Origin of the sequence: Curtobacterium sp. B8 (assembly GCF_000333315.1) — a bacterium.
Taxonomy (GTDB): domain Bacteria; phylum Actinomycetota; class Actinomycetes; order Actinomycetales; family Microbacteriaceae; genus Curtobacterium; species Curtobacterium luteum.
Genome location: NZ_BACW01000683.1, coordinates 1 through 1,630, shown reverse-complemented (window position 1 = coordinate 1,630; position 1,630 = coordinate 1). Strand labels below are relative to the sequence as shown.

At 71.3% G+C, this 1,630-nt stretch carries 2 protein-coding genes and 2 pseudogenes; 2 read left to right on the top strand and 2 right to left on the bottom strand.

Annotated features, from left to right (window positions below; genetic code table 11):
* Both I59_RS23080 and I59_RS23075 read left to right on the top strand, forming a co-directional pair.
* A partial coding sequence (locus tag I59_RS23080) for a hypothetical protein (RefSeq protein ID WP_042726916.1) occupies positions 1-598 on the top strand: 598 nt, incomplete at its 5' end.
* Positions 595-1,017, top strand: a complete 423-nt coding sequence (locus I59_RS23075; RefSeq protein WP_022905123.1) for a hypothetical protein — start codon at positions 595-597, stop codon at positions 1,015-1,017. The genes I59_RS23080 and I59_RS23075, both read left to right, overlap by 4 nt.
* Here I59_RS23075 and I59_RS23970 read toward each other — a convergent pair.
* Positions 983-1,078: pseudogene (locus tag I59_RS23970) on the bottom strand (F0F1 ATP synthase subunit gamma); the annotation flags it as partial. The gene I59_RS23075 and the pseudogene I59_RS23970 sit on opposite strands and share 35 nt — an antisense overlap.
* Positions 1,079-1,630: pseudogene (locus tag I59_RS18320) on the bottom strand (F0F1 ATP synthase subunit alpha); the annotation flags it as partial.

Below are 1,630 nucleotides of genomic sequence, written 5' to 3'. Positions count from 1 at the left end.
CTCGCTGATCGACGCCCCGCACCCGACGGCGCAGTTCATGGTGGTCTACGGCGACCAGCTCCCGACCGCGCTCTACTCGGCCGTCGAGATGACCTACATCGCGGTCGTCATCGCCCGGTCCGCGGTCGCCGTCCTCGCCGCGTTCCGCCGGGGCGAGGACATGGGTCGCATGTACTGGCTCTTCGTCGTCGGAGCGGCCGCGATGGTGCTGCTCGCGGTGATCGCGGTCGCGATGGACGCGATGCACGTCCTCGGACAGGACGACGCGGTCGGCGCGCTGTCCGTCGTGTACACCCCGCTGTTCCTCGGGTCGATGGTGCTGCTCGCGCTCGGGTCCGCCGGCGGGGTGCTGCCCGACGCGGTCCGGGAGTTCCGCGACTGGCGCCGTGCCCGTCGGCGCTTCCGGGCACTCGAGCCGGAGCTGCACCGGCTGGAGTCCGCCTCGGGCAACCAGGGCCTGTACTTCACCATCGTGTGGCAGCGTCGCCAGTGGCGGAGCCGTCTGCACCGCCTGGCCGTCGAGATCGAGGACCGTGCCCGCGAGGCCGGCCTGAGCGTCCCGGCGGCCGCCGAACACGACACGTCAGGAGCGAGATGACCACCGGAGCACGCACCACCGCCATCGGGACCGCCGTCGGCGCCGCGGGGACCTTCGGCCTCGGCGCGCTCGTCGCCCGCCGCCTGCTGTTCCCGTCCCCGTACACCGCGACGGCCACGGTCCGCTCGGCCGCCCCGACCGATGTCGTGTTCGCCGCCACCCGCGACACCCGCCTCCCCGGGACGTACCGGATCACCCGCGGCAGCACGTCGGTCCGGGTCGGCGCGGTCCTCGGCGACGGGGACGGGTCGGCGCCGGATGCCGTCCGACGGGCCCTGGTCGACGGACCAGAGCCGGCCGCGGGCGACTGGGCGTGGGACGCCCTCATGCACGACATCGTCGCGGAGGTCCTCCCCGGTCCCGCCACGGGAGCGGACGAGGCCGTCGCCGACACCCACGTAGTTCCATCGCGCGCGTGACCTTCTTCGTGGTCTTCGCGGACTTGATCCTCTGTCGGTAGACCCGGACCTGCGCTGCCATCTAGCGACGACCCTTGACGATCTGCTCCTGGTCGACGTCCTCGGAGGACGCGGACTCGAACTGCTCCGAGCCGAGCGTCTTGCCGTCGCTCGTCTGGAAGCCCTTCGTGAAGGCGTCGATCTCGCGGTCCATCGCGGCGACGGTCTCGTCGCTGAGCTGGTTGGTCTCGCGCAGGGTGGTGAGGATGTCCGAGTTGCGGCGGAGGTGCTCGAGCAGCTCCGACTCGAAGCGGAGGACGTCCGACACCGGGACCTCGTCGAGCTTGCCGTTGGTGCCGGCCCAGATCGAGACGACCTGCTCCTCGACCGGGTACGGCGAGTACTGCGGCTGCTTGAGGAGCTCGGTCAGACGCGCACCGCGGTCGAGCTGACGCCGCGACGCCTGGTCGAGGTCGGACGCGAACATCGCGAACGCCTCGAGCGAGCGGTACTGCGCGAGCTCGAGCTTGAGCGTGCCGGAGACCTTCTTGATCGACTTGACCTGCGCGTCACCGCCGACACGCGACACCGAGATGCCCACGTCGACCGCCGGACGCGGTTCGCGTGAAGAGGT